At 39.0% G+C, this 15,116-nt stretch carries 11 protein-coding genes and 1 pseudogene; 8 read left to right on the top strand and 4 right to left on the bottom strand.

From position 1 onward, the window contains the following. The first annotated feature begins 56 nt into the window (after positions 1 to 56). A complete protein-coding gene (locus ACFQIC_RS04130; RefSeq protein WP_390216959.1) occupies positions 57 to 356 on the top strand; it encodes a DUF2254 family protein in 300 nt (99 codons plus the stop codon). A gap of 182 nt (positions 357 to 538) precedes the next feature. On the opposite strand, the gene dnaB is transcribed toward ACFQIC_RS04130, so the two are convergent. Genes dnaB through ACFQIC_RS04115 form a run of 3 tightly spaced genes read right to left on the bottom strand, consistent with a single transcriptional unit; the run spans position 539 to position 2,831 of the window. After that, entirely contained in the window at positions 539 to 1,798 is a 1,260-nt protein-coding gene (gene dnaB / locus ACFQIC_RS04125; protein ID WP_204708859.1) for a replicative DNA helicase, read from the bottom strand. Next, the gene (locus ACFQIC_RS04120; protein ID WP_204708860.1) at positions 1,795 to 2,121 is read right to left on the bottom strand and encodes a hypothetical protein; all 327 of its coding nucleotides are present in this window, start codon (positions 2,119 to 2,121) and stop codon (positions 1,795 to 1,797) included. Before ACFQIC_RS04120 ends, dnaB begins: the two co-directional genes overlap by 4 nt. After that, positions 2,118 to 2,831 carry a DnaD domain protein gene (locus ACFQIC_RS04115; RefSeq protein WP_204708861.1) on the bottom strand — a complete coding sequence of 238 codons (714 nt, stop codon included), beginning with the start codon at positions 2,829 to 2,831 and terminating at the stop codon, positions 2,118 to 2,120. The genes ACFQIC_RS04120 and ACFQIC_RS04115 overlap by 4 nt, the downstream gene beginning before the upstream one ends. Before the next feature lie 145 nt (positions 2,832 to 2,976). Between ACFQIC_RS04115 and ACFQIC_RS04110 the strand changes: the two are divergent. The 3 genes and pseudogenes from ACFQIC_RS04110 to ACFQIC_RS04100 all read left to right on the top strand — a co-directional run. Continuing rightward, positions 2,977 to 3,283 (top strand): annotated as a pseudogene (locus ACFQIC_RS04110) (23S rRNA (pseudouridine(1915)-N(3))-methyltransferase RlmH); the annotation flags it as partial. Positions 3,284 to 3,461: 178 nt separating this feature from the next. Continuing rightward, on the top strand, positions 3,462 to 4,445 hold the full coding sequence (locus ACFQIC_RS04105; RefSeq protein WP_204708862.1) for an alpha/beta hydrolase: 984 nt from the start codon (positions 3,462 to 3,464) through the stop codon (positions 4,443 to 4,445). A 629-nt stretch (positions 4,446 to 5,074) separates the two neighbouring features. Continuing rightward, complete coding sequence (locus tag ACFQIC_RS04100; protein WP_204708863.1) at positions 5,075 to 5,638, top strand: superinfection exclusion B family protein; 564 nt, start codon at positions 5,075 to 5,077, stop codon at positions 5,636 to 5,638. 648 nt (positions 5,639 to 6,286) lie between these two features. Here the strand turns inward: ACFQIC_RS04100 and ACFQIC_RS04095 are convergent. Next, positions 6,287 to 8,827, bottom strand: a complete 2,541-nt coding sequence (locus tag ACFQIC_RS04095; RefSeq protein ID WP_204708864.1) for an ornithine cyclodeaminase — start codon at positions 8,825 to 8,827, stop codon at positions 6,287 to 6,289. Positions 8,828 to 9,096: 269 nt separating this feature from the next. Between ACFQIC_RS04095 and ACFQIC_RS04090 the strand changes: the two genes are divergently transcribed. From ACFQIC_RS04090 to ACFQIC_RS04075, 4 genes are all read left to right on the top strand, one after another. Further along, positions 9,097 to 10,158 (top strand): SAVED domain-containing protein, encoded by a 1,062-nt coding sequence (locus ACFQIC_RS04090; RefSeq protein ID WP_204708865.1) that lies wholly within the window; start codon positions 9,097 to 9,099, stop codon positions 10,156 to 10,158. Continuing rightward, positions 10,151 to 11,437 (top strand): nucleotidyltransferase, encoded by a 1,287-nt coding sequence (locus tag ACFQIC_RS04085; RefSeq protein WP_204708866.1) that lies wholly within the window; start codon positions 10,151 to 10,153, stop codon positions 11,435 to 11,437. Before ACFQIC_RS04090 ends, ACFQIC_RS04085 begins: the two co-directional genes overlap by 8 nt. A 381-nt stretch (positions 11,438 to 11,818) precedes the next feature. After that, on the top strand, positions 11,819 to 12,406 hold the full coding sequence (locus ACFQIC_RS04080) for a recombinase family protein (RefSeq protein WP_204708867.1): 588 nt from the start codon (positions 11,819 to 11,821) through the stop codon (positions 12,404 to 12,406). Between the two features lie 141 nt (positions 12,407 to 12,547). Beyond that, on the top strand, positions 12,548 to 14,791 hold the full coding sequence (locus tag ACFQIC_RS04075; RefSeq protein ID WP_204708868.1) for an AAA family ATPase: 2,244 nt from the start codon (positions 12,548 to 12,550) through the stop codon (positions 14,789 to 14,791). Positions 14,792 to 15,116 lie beyond the last annotated feature (325 nt).

The following is a 15,116-nucleotide window of genomic DNA, read 5'->3' as shown; positions in this document are numbered from 1 at the left end:
CAGCTTTGTAATGCATCCAGGTGGTATGCTGTACATACTAAGAAGGAGTGATGACATTGAACAGAACGCAAGTATGGGTGAGAATTCGTGACAGTTTCTGGTTTCTCCCTGCAGTGTACAGCCTGCTGGCGCTGATTATGGTAACTATTGTGAATGGATTGGATACGTGGCTTGTCCCTCTCATTCAGGACAGTATGCCTTTCTTTTTCTTCATGGAGAAAAGCGTGGCACAGGCGATGTGCGGATCCCTGATCACTTCGATACTTACGATGACGACGATCAGTTTCTCTACCATCCTGGTTGTCCTTACTACGTATACGACACAGTTCTCTCCTCGTACCTTGCAGACTTTATGAAGAGCAGAATCACACAGCATGTGCTCGGTGTAGTTTATTTAACAGGAAATCTGAAATTGAAAATGTAGCTTGATAATAACTCTACTCATAAGTCAGATGATAAGATTGTATAAAATCATATCTTGAAAAATTCGGGTAGGTGACCCCAAGATTACACTTGATAACATCAATAAGTTCCTGTATCAAGCCCTCACAAACTTCCCATACTCCTTCCTAAACCTCAGCTGCACATTCCCCACTGGACCATTCCGCTGCTTGCTGATTGAAAATTCCACCTCATCTTTCTCCTCGGCATTGCGGTTGTAGTAATCTTCGCGGTACAAGAAGCCGATCACATCGGCGTCTTGTTCAATGTTGCCAGATTCCCTTAAGTCTGCCATGATCGGGCGCTTGTCCTTGCGCTGCTCCACGCCGCGTGAGAGCTGGGATAAGAGAATGACCGGCACGTTGAGCTCGCGAGCCAGCAGTTTCAGTTGACGTGTGATGGAGCCTACTTCTAGGTCGCGGCGTTCGTGGCGGCCGGAGGGAGCCATGAGCTGCAGGTAGTCGATAATGATCATCGGCTTTGTTTCTTTTGTCTTTCTGATCGATTCGCGTACACATGCCCGGATGCCTTCGACGGTCTGCTGATTCTCGTGGATGTGGAGTTGCCAGTCGGCGACTTCTCCCATAGCCGTGAGGCATCTTTCGTAATCGGCGGAGGAAAAGCTCATGGAGCGCCATTTTTGTCCGTTGATTTCAGCCTGGGCGGAAATCATACGCTGAAGCAGGAATTTTTGCCCCATTTCTAAGCTGAAGAGATGGACACTGCCTTGCTGTTGGCAGTGGTGGGCGGCTATATTTAAGGCGAAGGCTGTTTTTCCCATGGAGGGACGGCCGGCTAGTATGATGAGATCGCCGCGCTGGGTGCCTCCGGTCATATCGTCGACTTCTTTGTAGCCGGTCGCAAATCCGGTCATGCCTTCAGCAGGAGGCGTGATCATGTCGCTGGCGATTTCTATTAAGGTCTCATAGATTGATGTTTCTTCTTCCACGATGCTTTCGCCGCGGTATTCTTCTAAGCGGTGCATCAGCGTATCGAGCGTTTCTCCGTTGGGATCGGTCAGGTAACGGCTTGCCTCCTCCTTCGTCTTGCGGTTGCGGTACGCATCGAGCACGAGCCGCTGATGCTGCTTTACGTTCGCTGTCGTTGGAATCGACTGGGCAAGGGCACTTAAATAGCTGACGCCTCCGACTTGGTTAATCCGCTGATTGAGCTCAGTCGTCACCGTCACCAGATTGACAGCTTCTCCCACTTCATCAATTTTTCGCATCGCCTCGTAAATAGAGCGATGTCGCAAATCGGTAAAATGCTCTCCCCGCAACGTGACATCCTTGATGAGATCGCCCTCTACTAGAATTGCCCCAATAACGGACTGCTCTGCCTCCTGGTTAGCAATCATTTCGACACCTTCTTTAACAGCTCATTAAATTTCTCTTCAAACAACCGCTTCGTTTCTTCAGGTACGTTGGCCGCTTCCTCATCCCATTGCCGCTTTTTCTCTAAGTGCTCATTCGGCTTCTGCGGGTAGACGGCAATGTCCGAAAGCGTCGGGGGAAAAGGATACACCGAGGCATAATCGTAGAGTTTGTCCATCACAGGGGTGAATTCCATTTTCTCAAGCTGGGGGACGAAGAAGTCCAGCTTCCGTTTTGAAATCTTAAACTTCCCGTAAAAAAGTTCCTGCATCGCTTCTAATACTTCTACCGCTTCATCATAATTCATGCGTAACGCTCCTTTCTGTACTCTTCAATCAGACGCTTCGCTTCAGACTGCCGGTCTTCCTTCTTCTCAACCGGCCTCTCCTCAATCCGCTTTACATCAGTCAGCGTCCGTATTCCCGCCTTCTCCCAGCGCTTTAAGATCCCTTCGCAATAGGTAAAAAACAGCTTGTTGTGCCTCCCTGCAATTTTCATCGCTTCCATGACGAGCTCATCCGAGAGCCGCTCGCACCAATCCGTAATCTTCTCCGCCATAAACGGTGTCAGCATTCCTATGTTTTGTTCGTAAAAAGTATGCGGCTGCATTCGGTCTCCTGCTGTTGTTTCTTTTCTCCTCTTTTCTTTTCTTTTAAATAATACCTCCGTCTCTTCCTTCACTCCTTCCTTCACCTCTTCCGTCAGCTCTTCCACCGTAGCGTCCGCCAGCTGTTCCTTCACTTGAGAAATCATGTGATACGTTGGAGCCTGGTTCCGCGTCCCAGCTTCAAACGTGATGTAGCCCTTCGCCTCTAATTCTTTACGCGCACGAAGAAATGAGCTCTCACTTAAGCCCGACTTCACTAAGACCGCCGACGTCGGCACCGTAAACTCCTTCTTCCATCCCGTCTTGTTGTTGAAATGCATCAGCTTGTACCAGAGCAGTGAAGCAGAAGCAGATAACTCGTTTAACTCCACCTCATCTTGAAACGCAATAATTTCCTTTAAATAATTCATAACCAACTGCCTCCTTCTTATGTTGAGAGCAATAAAAAACTCCCTCATATCTATAATCGATAGAAGGAGTTCATTTGGTGTCACGTTTTTCAATCTTTTATAAAAATTTAAATTGCAAGGTTTTTTAGCAACCATTTTGATCACTAACTTAAGCGAAGCCCAAATGACCGAAGTGAAACAAAAAGAAGGCGAACGCATCCTCGCAAAAATTCAACAAGATACCCGAGATCGAAGGCAAACAGCTCACATCAGAAAAACTAGCCAAACAACTCGATGACCTTGCAATCTACGGAAAAAGCAAAGTGGCTTTTGTAATTGGTGGGTCGTTAGGTTTGAGTGATGAGGTGCTTGCGCGTAGTAATTATGGGTTGTCTAAGATGACGTATCCTCATCAGTTGATGCGATTGATGTTGGTGGAGCAGGTGTATCGTGCGTTTAAGATTATGAGGGGGGGGAACCGCATTACTAGTAATGGTAATAGGCGACACCCATCTTTCTACTCCTGTTGGAGGCCAAAAAAAAATTTCACTTTAAATAAAAACTATAACTTTCACTGGGTTCCATATGGCGATTATTGGTTTGTGAAATTAATTGAAAAGTATAATTAATATATTTATGGAGGTGGTGGTGTTGAATAAAATACTGAAGGTTACTCTAATTATAGTAACGAGTAGTGTCGTCATATATATAGGAGTGGCATATGGATTAACACTTTTAAACTCCGTAGAAGAACCATCAGGCGATTTGGAAAATCTTAATTTTAATGATTTGAAAACAAATGAACAACAGTTACTAGAATTAGAGGAATATCAAACAAGAGATGGTTCCAGCTTGAATTACCGTTACTATCAATCAACTGCTGAGAACATTTTAATTCTTATTCATGGTTCAGGTTATCATAGTGAATATTTAGAACCATTAGCAACGTTTTTATCTCAAGAAGGTATAGCCTCAGTTTATACTCCAAACTTGCGAGGACACGGACCAGATCCTGAAACACGTGGAGATATAAATTATATAGGTCAAATTGAACATGATTTAAATGACTTAATTAATTACGTAAGAAAACGTCACCCTGAACAACCTATTATTCTAGGAGGTCATTCAAGCGGAGGAGGAACTGTCATTCGTTTTGCAGGTGGTGAGTTTAGTCATAATGAAGTTAATCGTTATCTGCTAATTGCTCCATATATACATCATAATGCCCCAACAAACAAGAGTGAAAGTGAATGGGCTAATGTGAACACTCCACGTATAATTGGGTTAAGCATGCTTAATCAAGTTGGTATCACGCACTTAAATGATAGGAATGTCCTTTCTTTTAACATGCCAAATAATTACCGAGACAACACTGAAACATTAAGGTATAGTTACCGACTACAAATCTCTATGCATCCACGTGGTGACTACGAAAAAGATATTTCATCAATGGATGGAGAAGTGCTTGTCCTGGCTGGCAGTGAAGATCAATCTTTTAAAGTAGATCAATATGAAAAAGTATTTAATACGCATTCAAATGCAGAAGTCATGATCATGGAAGGTTTATCTCATTTTAGTTCAATTACTGATGATGATGCTCAAAGAGAAATAGCCAAATGGTTAGAGAATCAATAATAGTTTGGTAGTAATAAGTTGTAAGATAAGAAAAACTAAGTTCAGGAAAGTATCGGATACTCAAAAAAATCAGTCCTCCTAAAATAGTGGCAATCTAAGAAAACAGACTCATTCGTTTTTTGGAACAGATATATATGGTATTAATCAAGCCTTTAAAAAGGTTTAGCATCTTGGGAAACAATTCCTCGTGATGTTGGTTTAGGGATTCCTTTTATAAAAATCCGCTATCTAAAGGAAAGGGGTATCATACAAAAATATAGGTAGTAAATTGATCCGAATCGATGTATCTTCATCAGGATATTGATCTATGTTCAATTATAGTACACCCTGAATGAACATTAAAATTACTAAAAACGATTATCCTCTATGGGATAATCGTCTCGTCGCTTATTCAAGTAAAGCCCCCTAACTAGATTTTATGACTTTTCTTTTCCCAGAGAAAATCCCTCAAATAATCTTCCCCCGTATGGATCCAAAACATTATCTAAAATTGTAAACTAAAGAAGGTGAAATTCACCAGATTTTCACTGGCTTATAGCACTATACCATTCCAAAAATCAAGGAGATAAATGAAAGTGTTTAATTTTTATCAATGGTAATATAATAATAGTATGAGAGAGAGGTGCTATATGAAACCGAATCACATTAAAGACCTTTTGACGTTACCAGTAAGTATAATGGCTGCAATTGCAATCGGTACGGGGCTATTAATATTCTTACCTGACAGCCTTTTAAAAACAATGTATTTGATAGATCTTCAGAACAGTTACGGACAGTACATCGGAATTGCATTTATACTATCTTTATCAATTCTGGTAGTTAATATAGTAGTAGGGTTACTAAAAACGATAAAACAATCGAGAAATATGAGAGAGTTCTATGATAAGGCTGAAGAGCGTTTGTTAAGCTTGAATGATTACCAGAAAAGCATTGTTTTTCTACTTTATAATGAAGATAATCATACTCTTAATCTTCCGCACAATGATGGAGCAGTGAGCTTTCTTTCACACCGTTCAATTATAGGAATGGTTTCTGAAGGTCAATTTATTGTTAATGATTTAAACAATCCTGAAATACCATACATGTTACAACCTTGGGTAATAGATGAAATCAGTAAAAGTCAGGTACTCAAAGATGAATTAAGAAACGCTTTTCAGAGACAAAAAGTAAACGCACAGCATAAACAGTTTTAAAACACTCTTGCCCTAACATTAAAAGGCACCCTATTTGGGTGCTTTTACAAATTGTATTCTTTTAATTAAATAATTCACAGCAGCACCCACCTAATATGGATTTCAATTTATTCTATATGAATATAGAAACCACTGTCTCCAGCCATATTGATTGTAGAATTTTCTAATTTCTTCTTATCTTATATGTATTTAACACTTACTCCAAAAATATTTTTCTATCATTTTTGCAGTTTGCTTAAAGCCGTACATGATGTATTTGGCATTTAATCCATGTATGAAATGGCAGTATATTTTTTGTATTTAAAAAGACCTTCTATATATCATCAAAGTATAAAATGATGCATATTGAAGGTCTTTTGTTCAGGAAGTTTGTTAAAGTAAAGCCCCCTTTAATGGAACAAAGGACGCAATCCAATCATATTGAAGTGCGCCCTTTCCTGGAATTACATTATTTATATTAAACAGCAAATTTGATTGGGCTCTTTTTTATTGGTTTTGTTAAAGCGTAATTTTGATAGTTATAGAAATAACAATCCTTCCAATGATATGAATTCCTATACTCCCTCCTAACCCTTTAATGCTTTCAAGAGGCAAAGAATCATTATATATTAAACTTTAACAAAGCCATTTTTATCGTAATGAACGAACTTAATCAATTTCGTATAAGTTGATAACGCTATTAGATTGAGCAATAAACACACAATCGTCCGGATACACCTCAATGTCTCTATGGTAATCTCTGTCGTTAAAAGATTGACTGCGAATCACCTTACCCTCCTCAGATAAGGTCGCTACAAGCTTCTCATTACTATTACCCAGCACCCATAAATATAGTTTATGATACTCACACCATACCACTTCGGAATGCGTGGCCTTTGGTATCGGGCTGAACCTCCATTTTAAGTGGCCTTCTAAATCATATCCCCGGATCTCTTCTTTAGAGACAACAGCCAGACTTCCATCCCCTGTGGCAAAAGAAAGAATGTTTTTCTCTTCTTTGATTTCAACACCCTTCTTTTCCAGTTGCCGGTTATAGAAAGGAATCAACCGAGTCCCAGAGCGGAAGGCTAAATCACCAGATGGAGTTTCTTGAGCTTCGTAAATCGCTGCTTTTAAATTTAAATCTACTTTTTCACCTGCAGACTGTAAGGTGTATTTCTTCTTATCTATCCGCTCCAGCCGGTAGTTATCCGAAACGTATTCATTCAATCCGACCCCAAATGGTTTTAAGTCCTCTTCCTCTTCTTCAGCAAGTACTTTTAAATCCCAATTCCCTTGTGTATTTATGTAGAGGGCACCCGCTGCTCCTTTTCCTCTCTCAGAAGCGAAACGAACCAACCCCTTCTCCTCTGTTTGGAACTCTACCTGGAATCCGTGAGCATCTACCCGTTTTTTCTTAAGGACTTCTCCTTCATCCGAAATCACATAAAACGTACCAGGTAAATAAGTGATTTCATCCTTCTTAGGAGCACTGGTAAATAGTGTTTTCTTATCCGGTGAAGCATACAACGAATACATTGAGGATACCATTTCTAATTGCCAGATCTTCTTCGAATTCGTAAGGTCATAGCAAGTCAAGAAGTGGGTCGTTTCCCGTTTCCTGCGTTGGGCATCCGTTAACTTTCTGTATTCATCCCAATCAAGTTGAGGGTACTGCTCGACGACATAGGCTCTTTTTCTTTTGGTATCAACAACTCGACTGCCAAACCATTCGTCGTCTTCTAAGTAGTTGACTCTTTTAAACTTTCGAGTCGCAGAAATCTCCGGAGCCACCCCTGTCGTATCCACGGATGTTGTTCCTATTTCTTCAAAGGTTTTTGCCTCTAAGTGTTCCCAGTCTCTCCCTTGAGGAGAAAGCCAAAAATACCCTTGAGAATTCCCTTCACCGTCGAAGAAGGTATTTTGGCCGTTTATTTGAAACAGCGCCATTCCCGGATGGCCACTTGTTCCTTTGATCATTTGGCCGGTTTCTTTATTCAACTCATAGAGGCGATGATCCTCAGCGATCATAAGGTAGCTTGCTTTATTAGGAATCTTAGAAATGGAAGCGGCTTGCATTGGGAGCTTGGCGCTATACAAGAAGTCTCCCTGACGGTCTAGCCAAAACGTGTCTCCGGAATCGAAAGAAATGATAAGTTTATCATCAACCCAATCCAAAAACCTGCTTTCATTCTTGAAGTTTTTCACCCATAAGAGGTCTCCTTGAGGACTCCAAGCTGACAGCCTGCCTTTGTCTTCTAATAAAAACAAACGATCTGTTTCCGGGTCGTGAGTAAAAGAAGAATATGGAGAATTTAGATCCATTGCATTGAACCCCTTCATTAGATCAGCAGCCATCTGTGCTGCAGCATAGCGGATGGCTTCTTCTTCTGTTTCTGGCTCTTTAGTAGGCAGGCTTTGTTCATATTTAGCTTCTAAATCCTTTTTCTTGAGATCAGATACAGCTATCCTTGCCTGAAGCTCGCCGGAAACATCCAGGCGATACAATCTATCCATACAACCAACCAAGATATCTGAGGAATCTTCGGAGACGCTTAATGTATATGGGAAAAAGCTCATCTCTCCAAACACGGAAGAGAATTTCTCTGTAAACCTAATGGCCCAGCGGAGATTACCGTCCATTGAGAAACAGTAAAGCTCCCCGGGACCGTCATAGGTTTCACGCGTACCTACCAGCCAGAAATCGTTACCCAGTGCAAAAGAGTGAGGTTGCCAATCAAATACAAATTCTTTCATTACATCATCGGAAAGATTGAGTAAGGCCACGCTGTTTTTCTGGTGGAGAATAACGGCCTTTTCATTAGCTGCTACGGAGTGGAATTTTTCAATCGTGGTTCCTTTGTAACTGATGGATTTGACCTGGCTAGGGGTTAACACTTCAATCGCTTTGGCCGCCTCCGCGACTAACAGCTGGTCATTATGATAAATATGTTTAAACTTCCTTCTGGATTGATGAGTAAAGCCTGGAAATCTTGGATTCTCTTTCTCTCTAGAGAAAAAGGAATCCCAGGAAGATTGTTCGCTCACTTCGAGGGGTACCGAGGCAAAGTCCTTATATTTGCCGGTGGACAAAGTACGTATATGCGCAAGATTTTGCCAGTGATTTTTCCTATTGCCCTTTTCTTGTGCTGGAGCGGCTGTGTTTTGATCTTTTTGGAAGGCTTTTTTTATAGCGTTTAAAATTCCCAAGGGACCCTCTCCTTTTTACTTTCTTCAAGTATATAGGAAAATAGTTCTTTCTTCACTTTATTTGGTGTGCCCACCAAATAAAGTTAACCAACTTCACTCTTTACCAACCCTGAAAAAGTGACAGCGAAGAAAATGCTATTTATCTCCCCCTAAACAGACAAATAAAATTAGGGCAATGAGACTGTTAATATGGTAATATTTCTATATTATATAATTTCCTCCTTTTCTTACTCTTACTAAACTTTTACGAGAGGTTGTGAACAATAGAATTGCTACTCATTACCGCTTTTGCCATCCTCACAGTCGTCATATTCTTAATTAACTATACAAAACAACAGAAGGAAGCAGGTTTTGCTCACAGTACCACTACAGCTGGTATTGGATTAATTACTACATCATTCCCAGGGGCAATACAGCAAACCTTGGACCTTCTGACTGTCTCCTCTTCAGGAACCAATTGGGCTCAACTCATTACGGGATTCTTATTAGTCTTCTTAGGATTAAGTATGAGCTTCTATATCAAAAACAAATTATCCATCCTTAACTTACTGGGAGCTAAGGAGAAAAGAATCAATGATCACCACAAAGAGCTTGGACTAAATCAGTTTGAGTTTAAAGAACTTGAAATTGATCTAAGCCGCTTCTCTAAGAAACCTGCAATGAATGAAGAAAGGTTTCTAGAAGCAAAAGAATCTATAGAAGACAAGATGAGATCTTTTAATGCGGAGGAAGTAATAAAGGGATATACCGGAACCGCTCCAATCCCACTTACACTTATGGCTGGTTACTACCACAAAGGCAAACCAGTAAAGAATTATTACGAATACGATAAGAACGATAAAAAATACCGAAGGCTAAGGAAGCAACCAAGGTTCTCCAAGGTCTCTCAGAATGTTTTAATGACCGAACCCGAAGTCAATACCCTCCCCAATACAAGAGATGTGGTACTGGCCGTAAGTACTACGATGAGAATTACTCAAGAGCAAATTTCTCAATTCGATGCCCCAGTCGTTGAACTGTATTTAGAGCGTCCGGATCATAACCAGATCTTCACGCTAAAGCAACTAAAAGCTCATACACGTGCGATTACTCAGAAACTAACCGAATTGAGTCAACACCCTGGGGTTGAAAGAATCCATTTGATTATGGCCACTCAAAGTTGTCTTCCTTTTGAAGTTGGCCAGCTCCTAACAACGGAAAGTTATATGAAAGAAATTACGATCTACCATTACGTCAGTACCGAAACCCCCTATTACCCTTGGGGAATTACATTTACGAATAAAGGTCCCGTTCTAAGAGAGTGGAAAAAGGAGCCGATATTTAATGTTTGATTTGAATTCGAAGTTTAAAACATTCTATGAAGACCACATCCGATTATCGGAGGATGAGATCCGCTCCCTTCGAGAGAAAAAGAAATTAAATGTGGATCGGTTAAAAGAGGGGCTAAAAGAATACAACGAAGAAAACGACACTTCTTATTCCGTAGTGGAAGACCACGAACAAGGCAGTGTGGCAATGAGAAGCGTTATTCAACACGAGGAAAACGAATATGACATCGACGTGGCTGTTGTTTTTGATAAAGACAGCATTCCCGAGGGGACCCGTAAAGTAAAAGCAATCATAGAAGACGCATTAAAACGTAAAGTTCCAACCAAAGCCTCTCCTAAAGCTAAAACCAATGCCATTACTGTTGAATACGCCTCTGGCTATCACATTGACTTTGCGGTTTACCGCAGAGATTGGAATATCTTTCAGACGGAATATGAATATGAGCATTGCGGCAGCGAGTGGCGCGAACGGCATCCAAAAGCCATCAATGAATGGTTCCAGAGGGAAAACGACCAATCCACCAACAACATTCGGAAAGTTGTCCGCCTGCTCAAAGCCTATTGTAAAAAGAACTCCGGTTGGCTGATGCCTGGTGGACTAATGCTTTCCATCCTTACAGCGGAACAGATACAAAACTATGAGCGGCTGGACCGTACATTTTATGAAACGGCAAAAGCGATTAAACAACGATTAGAAATACATCAGGACATTCGCACGCCCCCTAACTTTCGCCAATCCATTATCTATAAAGAAAAAGATAAGCAAAAAGTTAAAAACTTATACTCTCGGTTAAAAAAAGCATTAGAAAAGTTGGAGGTCTTGTTTGACGCCAATTGTGATGAGGATAAAGCCACCGATGCCTGGGCTGAATTTTTTGAACATTCGTTTTGGAACGGAAATATACAAAAGGGCTTCTCAGAAGCGGCGGATACTCTCAGAGATACAAAACCCGCATTACTTGATGTAGAAACAATGGTTTATGTACACAGGGAAAAACCAGTCGCTCTATCGGAGTTTCCAGGTAAGCTGCCAAAAGATTGCAGATTAGAATTTCGTGCGTTCCCTCGATCTCCTTATTCTCACATTAAGTGGATCATTAACAATTATGGAGATGAAGCTGGAGAGGATAGGAATCGACATACACTCTTAAATAAATTTATCACTACCCACAAAAGGCAGGAGGAGTATACGAAATACCGAGGGAGCCACACAATGACTTGTCAGATTCACGAGGGATCTAGAGTAGTAGCCCAACGAGTCATCCGGATCAACGTCCAGTAATCATATGCTTAAACGAGCAGTAGTTAAACATTTTAAGTAAGTAATAAGGAGCGCGTTTGGATGTTTGATTTGGAGTGGTTTGAACGTCCGAGAAAAGCAATAGTAAATAAAGTTTTCATATATGAAGTTGGGGCCCGAACTCTCTGCAGATCAACGGCTACACCAAAGAAACACCTTTTATAAGCTTGTGAAACAGGTAGAAGAATCGAATCTATAGTATGGCATAACGAAGTGCTATCATCTTTACAGATGGTAGCCTTTTTAAGTTGCTAAGAATGCTTTTAGGGCGCAGAGTACACCCTGTACATACAAAATAAAATCCTGTAATATCAAGGTATAAAATGTTCATTCAGGGTTGTTCAACCCAATTAAGGTGAAGTAATGATATTTGGCTATGCACGAGTAAGTTCCAGTGAGCAAAACTTAGATCGTCAGATTAAAGAATTAGAAGCTCATGGTTGTGAAGATATTGTGATTGAAAAAGAGAGTGGAGTTATGTCTAGACCTCAATTTGAAAAGCTTTTACATCAGATTCGTAAAAATGACGTGGTTGTTTGTCATGATCTAACACGCTTTGGAAGATCGCAAATTCATATTTTACAAGTGATTCAAGAATTACGTGAAAAGAATGCAGGACTAGTCACACTAAAAGAACGAATTGATACAAGAGAAGATAATCCATACAGCGATTTAATTGTTTCTATCTTTTCGGCAACGGCAGAATTTGAAAGGAAAATGATTAAAGAGCGTCAGCGTGAAGGGATTGAAATTGCCAAAAATAAAGGCATGTATAAAGGTGGGAAGAAAAGATATCATGCGGGAGCTAGAGGAAAGGATAAAGTGATTTATGATGAAGTCGTTCGTTTGCTTAATCAAAAAGAATCCGTGATGAACATTCACCGAAGGACGGGTCTTTCTCGTAATACGATTTACTCTATTAAGGATGAGCTTAAGGAGAAGGATATTTAATTGGATTCTAATGAATGGGGGTTCTTTCCGTAAACGGGCAGAATTGTGGGAGACTCAGTTTCGAAATAATAGGTATTTTAGAGGGTTATTATATGGTAAAATGTGGATTGATGGATCTTTATTTTATTAAAGGGGGATTATATGATAAGTGAAATTATTTTGAGAAATGTAGCAACTTATGACAATGAGGGAGTTAAACTCAGCGATTTAGAAAAAGTGAATTATTTTTATGGAAGTAATGGTTCTGGTAAAACAACCATTTCAGAAGTATTGCGTAACAACAATCAATATTCAGATTGTCATATTAATCAAACTGACCCTGAATATAAAACACTTGTTTATAATCGGAATTTCGTTGAAGAAAACTTTAGACAAAACGAAAATATAAAAGGGATTTTCACTTTAGGTAAAGATCAAAAGGATACTATGGATTCAATAACAAAAATAAAGGAAGACATAGTAAAGCATACAGATAAAATCAATGGCTTGAGGGGAGCTTTAGAGGAAAAACAGGAAGAGAGAGATAATAATGAAATCGCTTTCAGTGATGAGTGCTGGAAAATTAAAAATAAATATGAGCCTCATTTCAAAGAAGCATTTATTGGGTATAAAAACTCAAAAAAAAACCTTGTGAAGAAGTTTATTGAAGAGAGAGATAGTAAAAAAGATCTGAAAAGTTTTGAAGAACTAACTCAAAGGCGGGAAAAACTTTTCGAAAGATCCCTTGTTAAAGTAGACACCTTACAACCCATACAATCAAATTACAACCTAGAAAATATCGATCTGCTTAAAAGGAAAATTATAGGTGCTGAGGACGTAGATATTGCTAACTTAATAAAGGAATTGAATATAAGTGATTGGGTACTTCAAGGACATAATCATATGCAAAATACTGATGGAGTTTGTCCTTTCTGTCAGCAACAACTTCCAGATGAGTTGGACGCTAAATTACATAATTACTTTGATCAAACGTACTCTGATCAAATAAACAGGTTAAAACATCTTTCCGAGAGATATGAGTTATACATAGATGATGTTATCTCTCAATCAATAAAATTAAATAATACTACTAATGGTTACTTGAAAAATAAAAAGATTGAAGATATTACGTCATTGATCGAAGCTAAGAAAAAGGACAATATAAACTTACTTAAAAGTAAATTAAATGAACCAAGTAAAGTTGTTGTTTTGCAAGATTTTTCCGAGAACATAGATGAAATAAACCAGGAAGTCGAAGAAGCAAATAAATTAATAAAAGAAAACAATACCTTAGTAACTAATGCAAAGGAAGCAAAAAAGGATTTATTGGCTGATATTTGGAAATACCTATTTGAGCAAAATAAAGAAAGCTATAACAGCTTCAAGTCTAATGATGACCAATTAGCTACTGGAATCAACGGAAGAAATATTGGATTAAAAAACAAAATAAAACATAGAGAACAACTGAGGGAAGAAGTCTCTCAACTTCAGATGCAAGTAACGAACATTGAACACTCAGTAAATGAGATAAACAAAAGGCTGCGATCTTTTGGTTTTACAAACTTTAAGTTAGATACAGCATCCGAAAAAGGTCATTATAAAATTGTGCGGGAAAACGGTGAAGATGTAGAGAATACGTTAAGTGAAGGAGAAAAGACATTTATAACTTTTCTATATTTTTATAATTTATTAAAAGGAAGTACCGATAGTGGAGAAGTTACTACGAATAAAGTAGTAGTGATAGATGACCCAATATCAAGCTTGGACAGTAATATCCTGTTTATTGTAAGTAATCTGATAAGAGAGATCATTGAAGAAACTAAAAATAATACGGGAGAGACTAAACAGTTAATCTTACTAACGCATAATATATACTTTCATAAAGAGGTTTCCTTCACACGGCCAAACCAACCTTTCAGCGATGAGTCGTTTTGGATTGTAAGAAAAACAAACAACAAATCTTATGTTCAACAATACGATGAAAATCCTATCAAGTCTTCATATGAACTCTTGTGGAAAGAGTTAGTTCTTTTAAAGAACCAAAGCTTAATAACCACCCAAAACGTGATGAGAAGAATTCTGGAAAATTATTTTACCTTTTTTGGAGGGATTAATTTAACAGACATAGTCAATAAATTTGAAGATGAAGAAAAATCTATCTGTAGATCATTAATTTCTTGGTTACACGATGGATCTCACCATATTAACGAAGATTTATTTGTAGAAAGAAGTACAGATACAGTAGAAAGGTATTTAGAAGTATTTATGCAAATTTTTTATAAAATGGGACATGATTCTCATTATGAAATGATGATGAAGAATGTTGACCAAGAGGTAACTGTAGATAGTATTGGTAAAGACGAAATAGAGTTAGGGGTCAAGGAAGTCGCTTCAACAAGTGAATAATAATTATTGATGTAGTTAAGTAGTGATCTTGAAATCAAGTCTTCAAGTATAGGGGGGGGGATTGTTGAAGATCGAAACCTATTTTGTGTTTGTGTGAAATAACATACTTATCATCGTAACCTAACTTAACAAAATAGACATTTTGTTAGATTCAATTTATTGAGGATGATTCCCTGGGATTAGGGGGTCATCCTCTTTTTGTTATTAGGGCATTTACAATCAACTTAACTTATTGATTCAAACTGTTGCATTTAAATTAACATAGTGGTTGGGTACTATGCTTGGTAGCAAATTCAGGGGAATCCTTCGAAGGTTTAAGTGGATA

The sequence above is a fragment of the Halobacillus seohaensis genome (assembly GCF_042663045.1).
Classification (GTDB): domain Bacteria; phylum Bacillota; class Bacilli; order Bacillales; family Halobacillaceae; genus Halobacillus_A; species Halobacillus_A seohaensis.
This window is presented reverse-complemented; position numbering and strand designations above follow the sequence as displayed.

What these genes read in the sequence shown, in the direction of transcription:
- dnaB (WP_204708859.1), bottom strand. Translation starts at nt 1,798, where the DNA reads ATGATTGCTAACCAGGAGGCAGAGCAGTCCGTTATTGGGGCAATTCTA.
- ACFQIC_RS04120 (WP_204708860.1), bottom strand. Translation starts at nt 2,121, where the DNA reads ATGAATTATGATGAAGCGGTAGAAGTATTAGAAGCGATGCAGGAACTT.
- ACFQIC_RS04115 (WP_204708861.1), bottom strand. Translation starts at nt 2,831, where the DNA reads ATGAATTATTTAAAGGAAATTATTGCGTTTCAAGATGAGGTGGAGTTA.
- ACFQIC_RS04100 (WP_204708863.1), top strand. Translation starts at nt 5,075, where the DNA reads ATGAAACCGAATCACATTAAAGACCTTTTGACGTTACCAGTAAGTATA.
- ACFQIC_RS04085 (WP_204708866.1), top strand. Translation starts at nt 10,151, where the DNA reads ATGTTTGATTTGAATTCGAAGTTTAAAACATTCTATGAAGACCACATC.
- ACFQIC_RS04080 (WP_204708867.1), top strand. Translation starts at nt 11,819, where the DNA reads ATGATATTTGGCTATGCACGAGTAAGTTCCAGTGAGCAAAACTTAGAT.
- ACFQIC_RS04075 (WP_204708868.1), top strand. Translation starts at nt 12,548, where the DNA reads ATGATAAGTGAAATTATTTTGAGAAATGTAGCAACTTATGACAATGAG.